Raw genomic sequence first — 16577 nt, forward strand, 5'->3', positions numbered from 1 at the left:
TCAGAACGTCGTGAGACAGTTCGGTCCCTATCCGTCGCGGGCGTAGGAAATTTGAGAGGAGCTGTCCTTAGTACGAGAGGACCGGGATGGACATACCGCTGGTGTACCAGTTGTCTTGCCAAAGGCATCGCTGGGTAGCTATGTATGGACGGGATAAATGCTGAAAGCATCTAAGCATGAAGCCCCCCTCAAGATGAGATTTCCCATTACGCAAGTAAGTAAGATCCTCAAAGATGATGAGGTAGATAGGTCCGGGGTGGAAGCGTGGCGACACGTGCAGCTGACGGATACTAATCGATCGAGGACTTATCCTTTATGTTAATTAAGTATGGTTGAACTTGTGTTTAGCAACAATGTTGGTTTTATTCAGTTTTGAACGAACAAGATTTTCGTTCTATCGAGTTTTTTGAAAATACTTTTATAAAAAAAGTGCTTGTAAAACTCACCAAAGTTGGTATAATTAATATTGTCCTCATTGAACGAGACGAAGGTCTGGTGATGATGGCGAAGAGGTCACACCCGTTCCCATACCGAACACGGAAGTTAAGCTCTTCAGCGCCGATGGTAGTAGGGGGCTTCCCCCTGTGAGAGTAGGACGTCGCCGGGCCTGCAAGATTCATTACATAATGCAACACGCATGGACAACTTCCGTTTAAAGCGGAGTAGCAAGTGGATTGAAGAAACGATTGAGTGAATGAAGCTGACAAAAAAGTGCACAGCTTATCACATTTAAACCATGGAGGATTAGCTCAGCTGGGAGAGCACCTGCCTTACAAGCAGGGGGTCGGCGGTTCGAACCCGTCATCCTCCACCATATTATCTATACATTACACTTAGCCGGTGTAGCTCAACTGGTAGAGCAACTGACTTGTAATCAGTAGGTTGAGGGTTCAAGTCCTTTCGCCGGCACCACTTTTGAGCCATTAGCTCAGTCGGTAGAGCATCTGACTTTTAATCAGAGGGTCGCAGGTTCGAATCCTGCATGGCTCACCATTTATAAATTCTGTTTTGAACCAATTATGCGGGTGTGGTGGAACTGGCAGACACGCTAGACTTAGGATCTAGTGCCGCAAGGCGTGGGGGTTCGACTCCCTTCACCCGCACTTTCAATGCGGAAGTAGTTCAGTGGTAGAATACGACCTTGCCAAGGTCGGGGTCGCGGGTTCGAATCCCGTCTTCCGCTCCATATGAATAATTGCCGGGGTGGCGGAACTGGCAGACGCACAGGACTTAAAATCCTGCGGTAGGTGACTACCGTACCGGTTCGATTCCGGTCCTCGGCACCATTATTTTTAGTCAATGAAACATCGATATGCGCCCGTAGCTCAATTGGATAGAGCGTCTGACTACGGATCAGAAGGTTGTGGATTCGACTTCTGCCGGGCGCGCCATTAAGCTTAACGACGGGAAGTAGCTCAGCTTGGTAGAGCACTTGGTTTGGGACCAAGGGGTCGCAGGTTCGAATCCTGTCTTCCCGACCATCATATTGGGGCCTTAGCTCAGCTGGGAGAGCGCCTGCCTTGCACGCAGGAGGTCAGCGGTTCGATCCCGCTAGGCTCCACCAATATAATATTATTACTTTTCTTGGCGGCGTAGCTCAGCTGGCTAGAGCGTACGGTTCATACCCGTAAGGTCGGGGGTTCGATTCCCTCTGCCGCCATCCTAAAGGACCTTTAGCTCAGTTGGTTAGAGCAGACGGCTCATAACCGTCCGGTCGCAGGTTCGAGTCCTGCAAGGTCCACCACTATTTGAATAGTGAATACGGAGGAATACCCAAGTCTGGCTGAAGGAATCGGTCTTGAAAACCGACAGGGGTGTTAAAGCCCGCGGGGGTTCGAATCCCTCTTCCTCCGCCATAATGTATTAAAACAGTAGTGGTAGGTTTATGAAACACTGATAGCGTAGGATTTAAATTTTCTACAACTAATATTATTGCGGGGTGGAGCAAATCACATCACGCAGAATGTGATTTGTGTAATTTCCTAAAAGGAAATTACAACAAAGTCTCACGAAATACCGAATGCGTAGGCTTTAAAGTTCCTACAACTAATATTATCGCGGGGTGGAGCAGTGGTAGCTCGTCGGGCTCATAACCCGAAGGTCGCAGGTTCAAATCCTGCCCCCGCAACCAAAGGTCCCGTGGTGTAGCGGTTAACATGCCTGCCTGTCACGCAGGAGATCGCCGGTTCGATCCCGGTCGGGACCGCCATTCTTTAGTACTACATAAAGATTTTGATTTTAGAATAGGTTGATCTTGAAAGATAGAAACTTTTTTCTAAGTCACTTGTGGCTCAGTAGCTCAGTCGGTAGAGCAAAGGACTGAAAATCCTTGTGTCGGCGGTTCGATTCCGTCCTGAGCCACCATTATTTGCGGGTGTAGTTTAGTGGTAAAACCTCAGCCTTCCAAGCTGATGATGAGGGTTCGATTCCCTTCACCCGCTCCATGGGCCTATAGCTCAGCTGGTTAGAGCGCACGCCTGATAAGCGTGAGGTCGGTGGTTCGAGTCCACTTAGGCCCACCATATTCCGCAGTAGCTCAGTGGTAGAGCAATCGGCTGTTAACCGATCGGTCGTAGGTTCGAGTCCTACCTGCGGAGCCATATTAACTCGGGGAAGTACTCAAGTGGCTCAAGAGGCGCCCCTGCTAAGGGTGTAGATCGCGAAAGCGGTGCGAGGGTTCGAATCCCTCCTTCTCCGCCATATTGTTGGCCCCTTGGTCAAGCGGTTAAGACACCGCCCTTTCACGGCGGTAACACGGGTTCGAATCCCGTAGGGGTCATAACTAGAAAAAGAACTGCATTCATTTATACGAATGCAGTTCTTTTTATTTTGTTTCTATAATATTTGTTGGGGTGTTTGTACAAATTCAATAAAAATAAATACATGTACGCATATTCATCATGTGTTTTTTCTGTTTTGCACTTTTCTTTCCTTTCCTTTCCTCTACTTTTACACATTTAATTACGATCCCTAACATCGTGCAATTGATCACTTGATGGATATGGATTGGCCTGTTGCTTCTTTAATATGCTGGATGCTTCAATTTCCTCAGCGCTGCATCCGTATAACTTTCGTTACATCGGACGGATGAACAGTTTATAAAGTATTGATTGCTAAAAGCGTATCGTTTACTTGAGCTCTAGTGTATACAAGAGCGTTTCCTTCGTTCAATATGGATGCGATTTTTTTCGTTGTCTGGAGTTGATATGAGGAAGGGAGCGTTGAGTTAGCTATATTTTTAAGGAAAAAACCGTCATGCCCCTTTGAAAAGGAACTGACGGTTTTATTGCTTTTACAGGGTCAATAGTAATAACAGTAGACTTCAACGTTTTATCACCATCTCATCTTTCATTCAAATAGCTATCTTTTTGATGATAAGGGATATTGCCCATGGATGACTCCAACCCTTCATCATCTAACGTTTGTTCGTATTCCTCCGATTTTTCTGATCGCACAAAACCGCGTTTTTCTCCGGTAATATCTGTGCTGACGAATTCCTCCATTTGGTCAGCTGCCCCATCAAGTATTTCATCGTCATATAAAGAATTATAGTCATCATGGTCTCCTATAAAATCTGATGGTGTTTCTGATGTGCCTGATTTGGCGATTTCTTGAAAACTGTCTTCACTGTCTCTCCGTATACCTTCTCTTCGATCTGCAAAGGAATTTGCCTTTGCCATAACCAATAATTCATCTTCAACTGGTCGGTCTTCAGGAATGGATCGCTCAGTTGCATGTTCGTAACAATAGGACGTGTAAGGAATTGCTTCCAAACGCTCGTAGGGGATTTCTGTTTGACACTCTTTACAATACCCATAAGTACCTTCGTTCATCGCTTCTAGAGCGTGCTCAATCTTTTCTAATTCATCCCCCGCATGTACATTAATCGCCATATCCTTTTCCCGTTCATATAATTCGGTTCCCATGTCACCAGGATGATTGTCGTACATGGATAATTCGCCAACATCATTTTGAGAGGATTGTTTAATGTCAGTTTCTTGTTCAGTTTTCGTTAACTGCGTTCGCAATTGCAATAATTCTTCTCGAAGAGACGTTTTTTGGTGATCTGTTAACATGATTAGCACTTCCTTTGAAATTGTTTTCGTAGTATGGTCTGTTTCATGCAAGTTCATAGCTAAGAAATAATGCTAAGTAGTTTTCAATTCCCTATGCTGTAGCGAAACTAAACATTTATCGATAACTTCGTCAGATTTAAACGAAAAAACCGCATGGCGCAAAGTATAACAAACTTTGACATCATGCGGTTTCGTATGTGTTTTATTGACATAAATGATGGGTGTTTAGACCAAATGTCCAATCAGGATACCAATTCCGAGCAGTAGACCGAATATCGTATTGGTCACTGCTGTATGCTTCATCGCAGGCATTACCTCCAATGGGAGAAGATGTGCATGGAAGATTGTAATAGCTTTAATCGGTTTAGGAATACTGATTAGAACAAGTAATGCCCATGGTGTCAATTGACCAAGAATAACAAGACCTATCACCCATAAATAGCTGATGCAGAAAAACGTCGCAAGTATTTTAATGGCAGCGGGTCTGTCGACGAGAATGGCAAGTGTTTTTCTGCCTCCGATTTTATCTCCTTCAAGATCCCGAATGTTATTCGCTAACATGATTGCTGCAACGAGCAACATGCTTGGAATTGAAATAAGTATGGCTAGTGCGGTTACTGTACCGGTTTGAATATAAAAGGCAATTAATATGAGCAGCATCCCCATGACGACACCTGAAACAAGTTCGCCAAATGGTGTATAGGCGATTGGGTAAGGTCCACCTGTATATAAGTATCCGATCAGCATGGACACAAGCCCTACAAGTGCTAATCCCCAAGAGGTTTGGGAACAGATATATACACCAATCAACATTGAAACAGCGTAAAGTGCCAAGGCGATGGCTAAAACAGTTTGAGCTTTAATGCCATTTCGGACAATCGTTCCACCGATACCTACAGAATGCTCTGTGTCCAGACCTCTTTTGAAGTCATAATATTCATTGAACATATTAGTTGCCATTTGTATGAATAAGCTTGCGATAAGCATAGCCAAAAATAATGGGAAATGTAGGTCGCCGTATGTGAGTGCGATCATTGTCCCTAAAAAGACGGGGGCGAATGCTGCTGTTAACGTATGGGGTCTTGTCAATTGCCACCAAATTCGCCAACCGGTGTCTGCTTTAATAGTATGTTGCAATTTCCTCTCTCCTATTCTAAGGTTTCCGTTATTCATTGTACTCTAAATCGACGAAAAGAGGTATCCTTCTTTGCATTATATATGCGTGTTCTTATGATTTTCGGTATAATGTAAGTAAGATGTAAATAAAACAACTTATATGGTGAACGGAATTTTAATTGATTACACTGAAGGAGAGAAAATGATGAGCTACAAAATAACGGATGTCAGCAGCACGAAACAAGTGCCACTGTCTCCTCATACCCAGTTTTTCACTGAGACAGTGGAGGTTGGTAGGATTTCTCCTTTATCATTTTTCGAAGCAGGTGCATCGCACTATAAGAACGAGCGGTTCTATTGGCAAAATGCTGATAAGACGATGACGCTTGTCGGTGTAGGGCATGCCTATACAATTGTCAGTGAACAGCAGGACAAGCGTTATGAGGAGATCGCAAGTAAGTGGAAGCAGTTGTGTGCACTGTTAGTAAAAGAAGATAAAGATATCGAGCCAGTTCTGTTTGGTGGTTTTTCATACGATGAACGGAACAGACAGCCGTCAGAATGGGATGCCTTCCCATCTGCTTATTTTATTGTTCCGGCCTTTCAATTAAAGATTGAACATGGGAAGACGTACATTTCGATTAACATAGTGACAGATCAAAAAGATGTTTTATCATCTTTTGATGAACTACGTGAAGAACGGGATAGACTTATTCATACTGCACAAGTGGAGGAGCTTTCATTCACAGATACAAATCAAGTCATTGCAACAAAAGAGCGTGGCAAAGAAGCGTATTTAAAAGCTGTTGAAAATGTGACTGGAAAAATTCGACTCGGAAAAGCGGACAAAGTTGTCATTGCACGAGCAATTGAACTTGAATTTGAACAAGAGGTATCTGTTGCACGTACATTGCAATCCATTACAAATGAACAGCAAGAAAGTTATCATTTTGGACTTCAACAAGGAAAGTCCTTATTTTTTGGTGCTACACCTGAACGCTTAATTGAGGTGAAAAATGGAGAAGCCTATTCTGCTTGTGTCGCTGGATCGATTCGTAGGGGAAAAACTGCTCAAGAAGACCGAGAATTAGGTGAGCGATTGTTAGGCGATCCGAAAAATCGCGAAGAGCATCAACATGTAGTGAGTATGATATCTGATGTATTTGAGGCGTATTGTGAAGATGTGTGCGTTCCGAAAGTGCCGAAGTTAATGAAAATCCGGGATATCCAGCATTTGCACACACCTGTTCAAGGCACAATTAAGCAGAAGAGTGACATTTTCTCATTTGTACAAGCATTGCACCCGACCCCTGCATTGGGTGGTGTCCCGACGACGGTTGCTCTTGACATGATCCGGAACGAGGAAGGATTAGATCGTGGTTATTATGCAGCGCCAATTGGTTGGACTGATACGGCAGGGAATGGTGAGTTTGCTGTCGGCATACGATCTGCATTGTTGGATGGAAACAAAGCATATTTATACGCAGGTGGAGGAATTGTGGCCGATTCTGTTGCTGAAGAAGAATATGAAGAAACTTGGGTCAAGTTTAGACCGGTGTTAAGGGCGCTTGGAGGAAAGTTGAATGGATGAACGAAAAGTGTTAACCAACCATGTATTACGATTAACGCAGACTTTGATGCAAGCTGGAGTGAAATCGGTCGTCATTAGTCCAGGATCTCGATCAACACCGCTCGCTTATGCATTTGCAGCGAATGAACACATACAAACTTTCATGCAAGTCGATGAACGATCTGCTGGTTATTTTGCACTTGGCTTAGCAAAGGCGACAGGCAATCCTGTCGTCCTTTTGTGTACGTCTGGAACCGCAGCCTCCAATTATCATCCTGCAGTGACAGAAGCGTATTATGCACGCATACCTTTAATTGTCATGACTGCCGATCGACCACATGAACTAAGAGGTGTAGGGGCCCCTCAAGCAATCGACCAATTGAATATGTATGGCAAGCATGTAAAATTCAGTGTGGATTTACCGTTGGCTGAGGATAATGATGAATTGGATACTTTTCTTGAACGGCATACGCAACGGGCAGTTGCTATCGCAATGACACAGCCAACCGGACCGATTCATTTAAACATCCCTTTACGTGAACCATTACTGATCGATTTTGATAGACCTGCACCACCGATAACGTTTATGGAACGTATTGTAGGAGAGAATGAACTTTCTTTGCCAATGAAGGGACAGCTAAATAATCTTATTGCTAATGCAAAAAAAGGTTTGCTTATTGTAGGTGAAATGCCGATTAATTTTGATAAAAAAGCATTTTGGCATTTTGCTAAATCCCTGCAATGGCCGGTACTATGTGATCCATTATCCAATTTACGTTCAGAGGTTCCGACAGATTGTCTTCATCTGTGCATAGCCCATTATGATGCATTGCTAAAGAGTGAGCATTTTGCAGATATCGCAGTGCCTGATACGGTTATTCGTTTTGGCCCACAACCGGTGTCCAAACCATTGTCTCTGTTTTTAAAGAAAACAAAGCCTACAGTTTATGTCGTGTTTGATGAGTCTCCTGAGTTCCATGATTCGCTAGGTGTAGTTACGCACCATGTACAAGCATCACCACATGCTTTTTTTACAGCTGTTGATCAACTTCAGCGTACGGAATATGCAAAGTTATGGGCGACCGCTAATCAAGAAGCCGAACAATGTACACGTCATTATGAAGGGACGTTAGGCGACGAAGGAATCATTGTGAAATGTTTACTAGATAATCTTCCTACTGGCAGTGACTTAATAAGCAGCAGTAGTATGCCAATCCGAGACCTCGATACGTTTTTCTGTGCAACAGATAAGGAACTCATGCTTTTTGCCAATCGGGGAGCAAACGGGATTGATGGAGTTGTGTCAACTGCTCTTGGCATCGAACGTGCTCGTAAAAGACCTACATTTTTGCTTATTGGAGACTTAGCATTTCTCCATGACGTTAATGGCCTAATTGTGTCGCGTTTTCACGAAACGAGTATAACGATAGTGATCTTAAACAACGATGGTGGTGGTATTTTCTCTTATTTACCACAAGCATCTGAGCCAAATCACTTCGAGGAGTTATTTGGGACACCGACCGGCTTGACGTTTGAACATATTGGTGCAATGTATGATGCACAGTATGCGTCCGTTCACACAAAAGAAGAGTTTGTGCAGGAAATACAGAAGGACAAAGTTAAACCTATCCGCATCATCGAAGTATTTACAAGTAGACCTGTAAACGTACAAAATCACCGTGCTTATTGGGCTGATGTGGTTGAAAGGGTGAAGACGATTGGTTGAATTGACAATTACTGTTCGTGAATTACCGATTCACGTTGTCATGAACGGAGATGCACAATTACCGACAATCGTCTTTCTACATGGGTTTACAGGTTCAACAACGACTTGGCGAGAAGTTCTTGAACATGTTGGAAGTGAGTTCAGAACAATTGCTGTCGATTTGACTGGACATGGCAAGACAGGTGTACCTGAAGTTCCTGCCCGGTATGCAATGGAAGAGCAGATTGCTGATTTACATATGTTGTTTCAAAAGCTGTCCTTGCAATCCTTCGTGTTAGTCGGTTATTCGATGGGTGGCCGCATTGCGCTTGCCTATACAATTCAATACCCGGAACAAATCCAAGCACTTGTGTTAGAGAGTGCTTCACCAGGGTTAGCTACAGAAGAAGCACGAATTGCAAGACGCCAAGCAGATGAAAAGTTAGCGTGTAGGATTGAAGCTGAAGGTGTTCGTCCTTTTGTCGATAATTGGGAAAACATCCCGTTGTTTCAATCCCAAAAAAAGTTACCAGAAGAGAAACGTATCCAAATTAGAAACGAGCGGTTACAACAAAGCGGCCAAGGCTTAGCAAACAGCTTGCGTGGAATTGGGACAGGTAGTCAACCATCGTATTGGGGATTAATTGGTAATTTAAGGGAAAACGTATTGTTGATTACTGGAGAGTTAGATGAGAAATTTGTCACTATTGCCCGGGAAATGAATGAAATTGCATCGTTGTGGAAACATACGATCGTACCTGGAGCAGGCCATGCAATTCACGTGGAAAAACCGTCATTGTTTGCTACAATGGTAAAGGAATTTATTTTAGCTATACAAAAGGAGGAGCACTAGTATGACACGTCAATGGGAAACTATCCGTACATATGAGGATATTAAATACGAAAAGTACAATGGAATTGGTAAAGTGACGATTAATCGTCCAGAAGTGCGTAATGCTTTTAGACCGAAAACGGTTATGGAGCTAATTGATGCATTTTCACGGGCGCGTGATGATGAAAGTATCGGTGTTATCATTCTAACTGGCGAAGGGGAAAAAGCCTTCTGTTCTGGTGGAGACCAATCTGTACGCGGACATGGTGGTTATGTTGGAGACGACGAGATCCCACGTTTGAATGTATTAGACTTACAAAGACTGATCCGTGTAATACCTAAACCGGTTGTGGCAATGGTTGCAGGTTATGCAATTGGTGGTGGACATGTATTGCATGTAGTATGTGATTTGACAATTGCTGCAGACAATGCACGTTTTGGCCAAACAGGTCCTAAAGTTGGTTCATTTGACGCTGGTTATGGATCGGGTTATTTAGCACGTATTATCGGGCATAAGAAAGCGAGAGAGATCTGGTATCTATGCCGACAATATGATGCACAGCAAGCGTTGGATATGGGACTCGTCAATACGGTAGTTCCTTATGAACAATTAGAAGATGAAACGGTCCAATGGTGTGAAGAGATGCTTGCAATGAGCCCGACAGCTCTCCGTTTCATTAAAGCGGCAATGAACGCTGATACGGACGGATTAGCTGGTCTTCAACAAATGGCTGGAGATGCTACACTCCTTTATTACACAACGGACGAAGCGAAAGAAGGTCGTGACGCATTCAAAGAAAAGCGTAAACCTGATTTTGGTCAGTTCCCACGTTTCCCATGATGCAACTCCAAGGCACTCATTAAAATGGTGTAGACAAAGTCAAATATGGCTTTGTCTACACTTTTTTCAACAGCTTTTCTGATGAATAGAGGTGAAAAAGATGATTCCAAATTGGTTGGTACAAAGAGCAAATTTAACTCCGAATCGAATTGCACTTTCATTTGACAAGAAAGAGTGGACGTTTCGTCAGCTGTTGGACGAAGCAACAAACATAGCTCGAAAACTACGGACAAATGGGTTACAGGATGGGCAACGTATTGCGTTACTAGGTTCATCAACACCTGATATGGTGTTTATGATTCATGGCTGTTTGTTAGCAGGACTCGAGATTGTGATGCTAAACGCACGGCTGACATCTAGTGAATTGAAGTGGCAGTTGGACGATAGTGAGGCGGTAGCTCTATTATTGGATGATCAGAGTTCATTTCAGTTTACTAATTTATCGAAACCGATCTTGTCTTTTTCCGATATACATGCAAGTGGCAAATCCGAATTATCCATCATGGATAGGTGGCTGCCTTCCAAGACGCTAACGATTATGTACACATCAGGGACGACAGGTTTTCCGAAAGGTGTCCGACAAACAGCGGAGAACCATACGTCCAGTGCACTTTCTTCCGTTCTGAATCTAGGCTTGACAGAACATGATTGTTGGCTATGTACAATGCCGTTGTTTCATATTAGCGGATTTTCAATTATAGCCAGATCCGTTATTTACGGTATGACTGTACGTCTGTATGAGAAATTTGATGAGTATGCAGTTGCAGATGAGATACAGCGAGGGCAAGTGACACGAATGTCGGTTGTTGCGGCAAGTTTGCAACGGCTTTTAATGGTTATGGAAGAACAAAATCTGTATGCCTCAACAGCTTTTTTAACGATGTTGGCAGGTGGGGGCCCCATCCCAGTTGACTATTTACGAAGAGCGAGAGAACGAAGATTGCCCGTCCTACAAACGTATGGTATGACGGAAACGAGTTCGCAAACAGCGACTCTATCTGCTGAAGATGCTTTACGTAAAATCGGTTCAGCAGGCAAACCGCTCTTTTTCAATCAAATTAAAATTGATGTTTCAGCTAATGACGCAGTCGGTGAAGTACTTGTGGCGGGGCCGCACGTAACTCCAGGGTATATCGGACATGCAGCTGCAGTTAGTCCCACAACTGATGGCTGGTTCCCAACAGGGGATATTGGCTATGTTGATGAGGATGGATATCTTTTTATTGTCGATCGACGCTCAGATCTAATCATTTCAGGAGGCGAAAACATCTATCCTGCTGAAATTGAGAATATCCTGGCCTCTCATCCGCTCGTGGTGGAAGCTGGGGTTTGTGGTCAAGAAGATGAGAAGTGGGGAAGCGTACCCGTTGCATTTATTGTCAGTAAAGGTAAAATTGTAGAAAGCGATCTAGTGGCTTATTGTAAGCAACATTTAGCGGGCTACAAAGTTCCGAAGGCGTTTCATTTTGTCAAACAGTTACCGCGTAATGCTTCGAATAAATTAGTACGACGTAAATTAAAGGAATGGTTGTAAGGTGTTTTGTGGCGTATTAGAGGGTTAAATTGGATGAAGACTCGAGTAGTTCGGAAAAGTTATCAATCGAGTTCACAATCTTTTCGATTGTATTTATAGTTATCAATCAAGTTCACAAAGTACTCGCCATTTCATGACCTTTGGACTAAAAATTACCACAAACAAAACCAGTGCGATTACCTTCTTCGCACTGGTTTCTCTTTACTTACTCAAAGCTTGTTCAAAAACGCTTAAATTTCGTTCCATTAGAGTAAAATAGGTTTCCTTATTCTGAACATCTTCAGGCGTAAGGACGCCAAGGTTATGAAGCTGTAAAGATTCTGCACCGATTTCTTTACGGACGACATCGGTCAGTTTGGACGATACGTTTTGCTCAAACAACACGTATTGGATGTTTTCTTCTTTTGCTTGGTCAACGATTTTTGTAAGCTCTTTTTGGGAAGGTTCACTTTGGGAATTCAACCCAGCAATGGCTACTTGATTTAATCCATATGCATTCGCAATATAACCGAAAGCAGCATGTGATACAAAAAATGTTTTGGATGGGGCTTTATTTGCCATGTCAGCAAATCGTTCATCTAAATCCATTAATTGATCAGCAAGTGCATCATAATTCTTTTCGAATGTTTCTTTTTGCTCAGGCATTTTTGCGATGAGTGCTTCTTTAATAGATTTTGCTAACTCAATGCTTAACGTTGGAGAAATCCACACATGTGGATCAAATTCACCATGGTCATGGTCGTGGTGAGCTTCCTCACTATGCTCATCATGTCCTTCTTCACCATGTCCATGTTCGTCCTCACCGTGCTCATCATGTCCTTCTTCACCGTGACCATGTTCGTCCTCACCGTGCTCATCATGTCCTTCTTCACCATGTCCATGTTCGTCCTCACCATGCTCATCATGCCCGTCTTCATCATGATGGTGGTGATTTTCCCCTAAACGATCTTCCGAAATGGATTCTGCAGTGGCAATCATTTCGACGTGTTCGCTCTTTAACGTCTTTTGTGCATTTTCGACGAAACCTTCAAGACCAAGTCCGATATAAAAGAACAAGTCTGCATCTGCTAATGCCATCATATCTTTTTGGGTAGGATCGAATGTATGCTCATCTGCTCCTGCCGGATAAATGGATTGAACATGAACATGCTCTCCACCGATTTGTTCTGTGAAAAATTGTAACGGGTAAACAGTCGTATAGATGGATAATGTACCATCAGTCACCGTTGCTGCTTCCTCATTTTTATTTGTTTGCCCACAGGCTCCGACAATTAATGTCAGAACAAGCCCGACAAATAGTAGCCATTTTGTTCTTTTCATATTGTACCTCCGACTAATAATAGTAATGATTACGATTTGAACAATACCTACTATACAAGATGATTATTAGTTTGGCAATAAAAAAAGAAAAAAACCGGCAATTGCCGGCACAATCATTTAACAGTCTTCTCATTTTTTTCAGGAACTGGATCAAAACCACCTTCGTGAAAAGGATGACATTTAGAAATTCGACGTATTGCTAACCATGCTCCTTTTAGCGCACCGTGTTTTTCAATCGCTTCAACGCCATAGTGGGAACACGTTGGGTAAAATCGGCATGTCGGTGGCATAATAGGGGAAATGCTTTTTTGATAGATTTTGATGAAACCGATTAGTATGGCCTTCAATTCTAAACACCTTGCTTTCTGTTGTATGTTTAGTTTATTTGTTTTAGTGGTAAATTAACAGGGAGAAGCATTATAAACGAAGAGAGGTTTTACAATGAGTAAAGAATTGATGATGGAATTGAATAAGCAAGTGTCTACATGGTCGGTAATGTATGCAAAACTGCATAATTATCATTGGTATGTAAAAGGTAAACAATTTTTTACCTTACATGAGAAATTTGAAGAACTGTATAACGAAGCGACGCTCCATATGGACGAAATTGCTGAAAGAATCCTAACACTCGGAGGAGAACCAACTGCAACATTAAAAGAGCATCTTGAAGAATCAGTCGTCAAAGAAGCGACAGGTAAAGAAAATGCGGAAGAAATGGTTAAAACCATTGCAGACGATTTTGCGAAAATCATGAAATCCTTGAAAAAAGGGATGGAGTTCGCTGCTGAAAATGGAGACGATATGACAGAAGATATTCTGAATGCGGTCTATCAAAGCATTGAAAAACATCAATGGATGCTCAATGCATTTCTTGGTGAAGATAATAAATAATTCTTCATCCTCATCCAATTCCTCCGATAATAGAAGTGTGAAAGGAGGAATGGACAATGGAGTTAAATTCCATTATGGCAAGTCAATTGAGAAGTTTGCAATCGACTGTTCAACTGAGTGTCATGCATAAAGCGATGGCAATGAATACGACTGCAGCAACTGATATGTTGCAAAGCTTACCGGATCAGCCATCCACAGCATCCCATCCTCATAAAGGATTAGTCGTCGATCAAAAGGCGTAACTGATAAAAGCACGAATTCCAATGAGAGAAGGAATTCGTGCTTTTTATTCTGCTACAATTGTACATGAATCGTTTTGTTCCGAAGAACCATACTACGAAAAAAAGGTGGGGTTCAAATGGAAAGCGATAAAGTGAAAATGTACGTGTCCGTTCAAAGCCAGCAAGTTTATCCGCATAAATACGCATCACCATGGGAGTACGAAGTGGAAATGAGTAGAGAATTTCTTCCGATATTTGAACAGATCTTCAGAGAGATGGATCGGTTGGAGTTCAGGAATTTCTTACGTGCACACTTGCCGTACGTCCCTTATCATTATGATAAGAACAACCACGAAGTAGACGACAAAACAATGAAAATCTATGCATTGATCCATGAATTTTCGGATGAAGAAACGAAAAAGTTCATTGAAGGACTGCCGTATTTCACAAGACCGGCACTTCCGTAAATGAACGAGCCGCTCGTTTTTCGTCCGTTGATCGGAATGAAAGGACGATGATGGCGATGATTACAACTTACAAAGATTTAAAAGGAGCACATGTTGAGCTGACGTTTGGAGAGAATCGATTTGGCATGGAAGCGAGGCATGTGCTCGTTGTTGTGAAGCACGAAGGGAAATGGTTATTAACTCGTCATTCCATTCGTGGAATTGAATTTCCTGGTGGGAAAGCTGAAGTAGGTGAGTCCGTGATCGATGCTGCCATTCGGGAAACAATCGAAGAAACTGGGGTAACGATAACGAATCTCGTCCGTTTTGCGGAATACGTTGTCAATGGAGAAGAGCCCTTTTGTAAGGCAGTGTTTACAGGAACCGTGACACATATCGATGAACAGCCGACATTGCATGAAACAGAAGGGGCTCTTTGGTTGACGGATGAACAATTACTGGGTTGTACAACCTTGAGTTTTCATATGAAAGATGCAGGCATGCAGAAAATACGGGAATGGGTGAATGCCAATGGTTCCTAATGCGACAATTATACATAGAAGAGGCTATCCATCACCCAATCCACATATTCGATTGGAAGAAATTACGTATATGTCAGAAGGATTAAGGGTTAAAGGGATGCTTGCTACGCCTAAAGCTGACGGGAAGTATGAAGGCATTGTCTATTTGAGAGGCGGCATGCAACATATCGGCATGGTACGGCCAGCTCGCATCGCTCAATTTGCGTCACAAGGATTTGTCGTCTTTGCGCCTTATTATCGAGGCAATCGAGGAGGCGAAGGACGGGATGAATTTGCTGGAAACGATAGGCAAGATGCGATCTTTGCTGTTGATGTTTTGAAGCAACAACCCAATGTTCAACCAGATCGTATCCATCTTTTCGCTTTTTCAAGAGGGGGAATCATGGCGCTTTGGACCGCCATCCTACGTGAAGACATTACTTCCATCGTCACTTGGGCAGGGATTTCAGATGTGATTTTCACATACAATGAGCGAAAAGATATGCGACGTATGATGAAAAGGGTTATTGGCGGAACGCCCATTAATATGCCTGATGCCTATCGGGAACGGACGGCGTTATTTAGAGTAAACGAGATTAATGCACCAATTCTCATCATTCATGGGATGAAAGATGAGAACGTGTCATTCGAGCAGGCGATCCTATTGGAAGATGCGTTACGAGAACACGATCGTAAGTATGAGACATGGTATTTTCCGGAGTATACTCATTACTTTCCGGCTGCTCAAAATGCACAAACTGTGCGGGACCTATGTATGTGGATGAAACAGCAAGGGATGGAATAACTCAATATTTGCTAGTTGGAAGATAGACAGAAACTCTGACCGTATATTAGTACTAAAATAAAAGTATTACTAGAATCCCGGGATAATAAAATTTATGGAGGCTGGGACATAACAAAAAAAAGCTGCATTATGGCTAATTCGCCGTTTGCAGTTTTTTATATTTTTCCAATGTTTCTTTTCGAATTTTTGAGTGAATCGGAGCGGAAAAAGGCCGACTCCTGCGGGATTGTAGCGCGAATGTTGAGACCCCGCAGGAAGCGCATCGGACGAGGAGGCTCAAGCGCGCCCCGCGGAAGGGGTGCCTTTTGGAGCGCAGAGGAACGGTCTATTTAGAGTTTTGTCCCAGCCTCCAGACTGTAGACAAACACCTGAAATTATCAATTCCCCACTGTTTGTCGCTACGATAACTCCTGTCAAAACAATACTCTCGTTCATCTTCCGAAATAACATCGGTGAACTTCTTCATAAGAAGAAACGGATCACGTGGTTATGATTGTGGGGATTAACCGGAGTATCAAACTCCAATTCATCGATATACAGTTTGTAGAGAATATCTCCCTCAAATTTAAAGCTAGGTTTTCTTATTCCGTTCTTGGTCTGTTCCAAACTGGAATAGAAGCCTCTCCTCATGCCATTACTTGATTGTAGAGTCTTTTCGCTCATACAATAACACCCGTTCCAAAGATTTTTTACCTTTTT

Annotated in this window: 14 protein-coding genes, 20 tRNA genes and 2 rRNA genes (1 of these 36 only partly in view); 32 read left to right on the forward strand and 4 right to left on the reverse strand. The window is 42.9% G+C overall.

Annotation, left to right across the window (positions count from 1 at the left end; translation table 11 throughout):
• From ACVHUV_RS09425 to ACVHUV_RS09530, 22 genes are all read left to right on the forward strand, one after another.
• A 23S ribosomal RNA gene (locus ACVHUV_RS09425) occupies nucleotides 1-314 on the forward strand (it extends 2618 nt beyond the left edge of the window).
• Between the two features lie 177 nt (nucleotides 315-491).
• Nucleotides 492-607 (forward strand): 5S ribosomal RNA (gene rrf / locus ACVHUV_RS09430).
• Between the two features lie 131 nt (nucleotides 608-738).
• A tRNA-Val gene (locus ACVHUV_RS09435) sits at nucleotides 739-814 on the forward strand.
• 22 nt (nucleotides 815-836) lie between these two features.
• Nucleotides 837-912 (forward strand) — tRNA-Thr (locus ACVHUV_RS09440).
• Nucleotides 913-917: 5 nt separating this feature from the next.
• A tRNA-Lys gene (locus tag ACVHUV_RS09445) sits at nucleotides 918-993 on the forward strand.
• A gap of 28 nt (nucleotides 994-1021) precedes the next feature.
• Nucleotides 1022-1103: transfer RNA gene (locus tag ACVHUV_RS09450), tRNA-Leu, on the forward strand.
• A gap of 8 nt (nucleotides 1104-1111) precedes the next feature.
• Nucleotides 1112-1186 (forward strand) — tRNA-Gly (locus tag ACVHUV_RS09455).
• An 11-nt stretch (nucleotides 1187-1197) separates the two neighbouring features.
• Nucleotides 1198-1286 (forward strand) — tRNA-Leu (locus tag ACVHUV_RS09460).
• A 28-nt stretch (nucleotides 1287-1314) separates the two neighbouring features.
• Nucleotides 1315-1391, forward strand: a tRNA-Arg gene (locus ACVHUV_RS09465).
• Between the two features lie 13 nt (nucleotides 1392-1404).
• Nucleotides 1405-1481 (forward strand) — tRNA-Pro (locus tag ACVHUV_RS09470).
• Nucleotides 1482-1488: 7 nt separating this feature from the next.
• Nucleotides 1489-1564, forward strand: a tRNA-Ala gene (locus ACVHUV_RS09475).
• A gap of 22 nt (nucleotides 1565-1586) precedes the next feature.
• A tRNA-Met gene (locus ACVHUV_RS09480) sits at nucleotides 1587-1660 on the forward strand.
• 7 nt (nucleotides 1661-1667) lie between these two features.
• Nucleotides 1668-1744: transfer RNA gene (locus tag ACVHUV_RS09485), tRNA-Ile, on the forward strand.
• Nucleotides 1745-1763: 19 nt separating this feature from the next.
• Nucleotides 1764-1856 (forward strand) — tRNA-Ser (locus ACVHUV_RS09490).
• 200 nt (nucleotides 1857-2056) lie between these two features.
• Nucleotides 2057-2131: transfer RNA gene (locus ACVHUV_RS09495), tRNA-Met, on the forward strand.
• 2 nt (nucleotides 2132-2133) lie between these two features.
• Nucleotides 2134-2209 (forward strand) — tRNA-Asp (locus ACVHUV_RS09500).
• 79 nt (nucleotides 2210-2288) lie between these two features.
• Nucleotides 2289-2364: transfer RNA gene (locus ACVHUV_RS09505), tRNA-Phe, on the forward strand.
• Between the two features lie 6 nt (nucleotides 2365-2370).
• Nucleotides 2371-2444 (forward strand) — tRNA-Gly (locus ACVHUV_RS09510).
• A 1-nt stretch (nucleotide 2445) separates the two neighbouring features.
• Nucleotides 2446-2522, forward strand: a tRNA-Ile gene (locus ACVHUV_RS09515).
• Between the two features lie 3 nt (nucleotides 2523-2525).
• Nucleotides 2526-2600 (forward strand) — tRNA-Asn (locus tag ACVHUV_RS09520).
• Nucleotides 2601-2609: 9 nt separating this feature from the next.
• Nucleotides 2610-2700 (forward strand) — tRNA-Ser (locus ACVHUV_RS09525).
• A gap of 7 nt (nucleotides 2701-2707) precedes the next feature.
• Nucleotides 2708-2779, forward strand: a tRNA-Glu gene (locus ACVHUV_RS09530).
• Between the two features lie 562 nt (nucleotides 2780-3341).
• On the opposite strand, the gene ACVHUV_RS09535 is transcribed toward ACVHUV_RS09530, so the two are convergent.
• On the reverse strand, nucleotides 3342-4076 hold the full coding sequence (locus ACVHUV_RS09535) for a TraR/DksA C4-type zinc finger protein (protein ID WP_462084441.1): 735 nt from the start codon (nucleotides 4074-4076) through the stop codon (nucleotides 3342-3344).
• 225 nt (nucleotides 4077-4301) lie between these two features.
• Entirely contained in the window at nucleotides 4302-5213 is a 912-nt protein-coding gene (locus tag ACVHUV_RS09540; RefSeq protein WP_462084442.1) for a 1,4-dihydroxy-2-naphthoate polyprenyltransferase, read from the reverse strand.
• A 184-nt stretch (nucleotides 5214-5397) separates the two neighbouring features.
• Between ACVHUV_RS09540 and ACVHUV_RS09545 the strand changes: the two genes are divergently transcribed.
• The 5 genes from ACVHUV_RS09545 (at nucleotide 5398) to ACVHUV_RS09565 (ending at nucleotide 11674) form a co-directional block, all read left to right on the forward strand.
• Nucleotides 5398-6783, forward strand: a complete 1386-nt coding sequence (locus ACVHUV_RS09545) for an isochorismate synthase (protein ID WP_462084443.1) — start codon at nucleotides 5398-5400, stop codon at nucleotides 6781-6783.
• A complete protein-coding gene (gene menD / locus ACVHUV_RS09550; protein WP_462084444.1) occupies nucleotides 6776-8488 on the forward strand; it encodes a 2-succinyl-5-enolpyruvyl-6-hydroxy-3-cyclohexene-1-carboxylic-acid synthase in 1713 nt (570 codons plus the stop codon). The genes ACVHUV_RS09545 and menD overlap by 8 nt, the downstream gene beginning before the upstream one ends.
• Nucleotides 8481-9320, forward strand: a complete 840-nt coding sequence (gene menH / locus ACVHUV_RS09555) for a 2-succinyl-6-hydroxy-2,4-cyclohexadiene-1-carboxylate synthase (protein WP_462084445.1) — start codon at nucleotides 8481-8483, stop codon at nucleotides 9318-9320. The genes menD and menH overlap by 8 nt, the downstream gene beginning before the upstream one ends.
• A gap of 1 nt (nucleotide 9321) precedes the next feature.
• A complete protein-coding gene (gene menB, locus ACVHUV_RS09560; RefSeq protein WP_317946432.1) occupies nucleotides 9322-10140 on the forward strand; it encodes a 1,4-dihydroxy-2-naphthoyl-CoA synthase in 819 nt (272 codons plus the stop codon).
• 100 nt (nucleotides 10141-10240) lie between these two features.
• A complete protein-coding gene (locus tag ACVHUV_RS09565) occupies nucleotides 10241-11674 on the forward strand; it encodes an o-succinylbenzoate--CoA ligase (protein ID WP_462084446.1) in 1434 nt (477 codons plus the stop codon).
• A 201-nt stretch (nucleotides 11675-11875) separates the two neighbouring features.
• On the opposite strand, the gene ACVHUV_RS09570 is transcribed toward ACVHUV_RS09565, so the two are convergent.
• A complete protein-coding gene (locus ACVHUV_RS09570; RefSeq protein WP_462084447.1) occupies nucleotides 11876-12994 on the reverse strand; it encodes a metal ABC transporter solute-binding protein, Zn/Mn family in 1119 nt (372 codons plus the stop codon).
• A gap of 113 nt (nucleotides 12995-13107) precedes the next feature.
• Entirely contained in the window at nucleotides 13108-13341 is a 234-nt protein-coding gene (yidD, locus tag ACVHUV_RS09575) for a membrane protein insertion efficiency factor YidD (protein ID WP_462084448.1), read from the reverse strand.
• 94 nt (nucleotides 13342-13435) lie between these two features.
• Between yidD and ACVHUV_RS09580 the strand changes: the two genes are divergently transcribed.
• The 5 genes from ACVHUV_RS09580 (at nucleotide 13436) to ACVHUV_RS09600 (ending at nucleotide 15878) form a co-directional block, all read left to right on the forward strand.
• Nucleotides 13436-13885: a Dps family protein gene (locus ACVHUV_RS09580; protein WP_317946440.1), complete on the forward strand. Its 450-nt coding sequence runs from the start codon at nucleotides 13436-13438 to the stop codon at nucleotides 13883-13885.
• A 56-nt stretch (nucleotides 13886-13941) separates the two neighbouring features.
• Nucleotides 13942-14127 carry a putative motility protein gene (locus ACVHUV_RS09585; RefSeq protein WP_317946442.1) on the forward strand — a complete coding sequence of 62 codons (186 nt, stop codon included), beginning with the start codon at nucleotides 13942-13944 and terminating at the stop codon, nucleotides 14125-14127.
• Nucleotides 14128-14243: 116 nt separating this feature from the next.
• A complete protein-coding gene (locus tag ACVHUV_RS09590) occupies nucleotides 14244-14573 on the forward strand; it encodes a transposase (RefSeq protein ID WP_317946443.1) in 330 nt (109 codons plus the stop codon).
• 56 nt (nucleotides 14574-14629) lie between these two features.
• Entirely contained in the window at nucleotides 14630-15094 is a 465-nt protein-coding gene (locus ACVHUV_RS09595; RefSeq protein ID WP_462084449.1) for an NUDIX domain-containing protein, read from the forward strand.
• On the forward strand, nucleotides 15084-15878 hold the full coding sequence (locus ACVHUV_RS09600; RefSeq protein WP_462084450.1) for an alpha/beta hydrolase family protein: 795 nt from the start codon (nucleotides 15084-15086) through the stop codon (nucleotides 15876-15878). The genes ACVHUV_RS09595 and ACVHUV_RS09600 overlap by 11 nt, the downstream gene beginning before the upstream one ends.
• The last annotated feature ends 699 nt before the right edge of the window (nucleotides 15879-16577 follow it).

Source organism: Sporosarcina saromensis (genome assembly GCF_054901285.1).

Excerpts from the sequence above, each read along its gene's own strand:
- ACVHUV_RS09535 (WP_462084441.1), bottom strand. The coding sequence starts at position 4,076 with ATGTTAACAGATCACCAAAAAACGTCTCTTCGAGAAGAATTATTGCAA.
- ACVHUV_RS09545 (WP_462084443.1), top strand. The coding sequence starts at position 5,398 with ATGAGCTACAAAATAACGGATGTCAGCAGCACGAAACAAGTGCCACTG.
- menD (WP_462084444.1), top strand. The coding sequence starts at position 6,776 with ATGGATGAACGAAAAGTGTTAACCAACCATGTATTACGATTAACGCAG.
- menB (WP_317946432.1), top strand. The coding sequence starts at position 9,322 with ATGACACGTCAATGGGAAACTATCCGTACATATGAGGATATTAAATAC.
- ACVHUV_RS09565 (WP_462084446.1), top strand. The coding sequence starts at position 10,241 with ATGATTCCAAATTGGTTGGTACAAAGAGCAAATTTAACTCCGAATCGA.
- ACVHUV_RS09570 (WP_462084447.1), bottom strand. The coding sequence starts at position 12,994 with ATGAAAAGAACAAAATGGCTACTATTTGTCGGGCTTGTTCTGACATTA.
- ACVHUV_RS09580 (WP_317946440.1), top strand. The coding sequence starts at position 13,436 with ATGAGTAAAGAATTGATGATGGAATTGAATAAGCAAGTGTCTACATGG.
- ACVHUV_RS09585 (WP_317946442.1), top strand. The coding sequence starts at position 13,942 with ATGGAGTTAAATTCCATTATGGCAAGTCAATTGAGAAGTTTGCAATCG.
- ACVHUV_RS09590 (WP_317946443.1), top strand. The coding sequence starts at position 14,244 with ATGGAAAGCGATAAAGTGAAAATGTACGTGTCCGTTCAAAGCCAGCAA.
- ACVHUV_RS09595 (WP_462084449.1), top strand. The coding sequence starts at position 14,630 with ATGATTACAACTTACAAAGATTTAAAAGGAGCACATGTTGAGCTGACG.
- ACVHUV_RS09600 (WP_462084450.1), top strand. The coding sequence starts at position 15,084 with ATGGTTCCTAATGCGACAATTATACATAGAAGAGGCTATCCATCACCC.